Origin of the sequence: Salinarimonas soli (genome assembly GCF_008386575.1) — a bacterium.
Lineage (GTDB): Bacteria > Pseudomonadota > Alphaproteobacteria > Rhizobiales > Beijerinckiaceae > Salinarimonas_A > Salinarimonas_A soli.
On the sequence record NZ_VUOA01000085.1, the window covers coordinates 1 to 1009 of the forward strand.

The 1009-nt window shown below is 63.8% G+C and carries 2 protein-coding genes; one reads left to right on the forward strand and one right to left on the reverse strand.

Going from position 1 to position 1009, the window contains the following annotated elements; translation table 11 throughout:
- Positions 1 to 13: 13 nt before the first annotated feature.
- Positions 14 to 271: a hypothetical protein gene (locus tag F0L46_RS25320; RefSeq protein ID WP_149822387.1), complete on the reverse strand. Its 258-nt coding sequence runs from the start codon at positions 269 to 271 to the stop codon at positions 14 to 16.
- A gap of 114 nt (positions 272 to 385) precedes the next feature.
- Between F0L46_RS25320 and F0L46_RS25325 the strand changes: the two genes are divergently transcribed.
- Entirely contained in the window at positions 386 to 844 is a 459-nt protein-coding gene (locus F0L46_RS25325; RefSeq protein ID WP_149822388.1) for a MarR family winged helix-turn-helix transcriptional regulator, read from the forward strand.
- Positions 845 to 1009: the final 165 nt, after the last annotated feature.

Sequence of the window (1009 nt, forward strand, 5' to 3'; positions counted from 1 at the left end):
ATGGTCATCGGGCTCACCGTGCCGTGAACGGGCCGACATAGACGACGCGCCCCGCGCGCCGGGCGCCGTCGACGCCGCCGGCCGTTAGGGCCGCGACCCGGATCCGGGCCGGCGCCACCTGCGCGGCTGGTGCCTGGATGCGCGGCGCATCGAAGGCGAGGTGCAGCTTGGCCTGGCTCGCGACGACGATGGAGCCCGCACCGATGACGGCACTGCCCAGGAGCATGCCGCTGCAGGCGCAAGCGAGGGCAAGGGAGCTGATGCGGGTCACGGCTGGCTTTCGTGCTGTTTGATTGTGTGCTAACCATTGGAACACGATTAGGATGAACGCAACTTATTCTTTTGGCTGATGCCGTCCTGTCATTGCTCGTGCTAAGAGGCTTTCATGGCTGATACCAACGACCTGTTGCGCCTTGACCGGCAGCTCTGCTTCACCGTCTATGCCGCCCACCATGCCTTCACGGCCGCCTACAAGGCCGGCTTGGAGCCCTTGGGCCTCACCTACCCGCAATATCTCGTGCTCCTGGTGCTCTGGGAGCAGGAGGGGCTCAAGGTGAAGGAGATCGGCAAGCGGCTGCATCTTGACTCCGGTACGCTCACACCCTTGCTCAAGCGCATGGAGAAGGGCGGCTTGTTGCGCCGGCTTCGCGACGCTGCAGACGAGCGTCAGGTGCGGATCGAGTTGACGGAGCATGGTCGCCACCTTCAGGCCGAGGTGCTGAAGGTGCGCCAGGAGATCGGGTGTGCGCTGGGTGGGGCGGAGGAGCCGATCCAGGACATGCGGGCTCGCCTTGAGGGTGTCATCGAGCAACTGAGCGCCCCCGGGTCCACTCGGTCGCTCTGACCTGTCCATCATCCCCGACGGGCGGACAGGGTCTTATCCGAAAGGCTGAGCCCAATCGGGGTTGCGGCCCCGACATTCCAATTGCGCGCCAATGAATTGTTAACTAGCAATTAGGGAACAAGATTCGCTGGGGGCTGAGATGGCTGGGTTCAAGAGCGTTGTTCG

Coding starts and splice junctions, on each gene's coding strand:
- F0L46_RS25325 (WP_149822388.1), top strand. CDS start 386: ATGGCTGATACCAACGACCTGTTGCGCCTTGACCGGCAGCTCTGCTTC.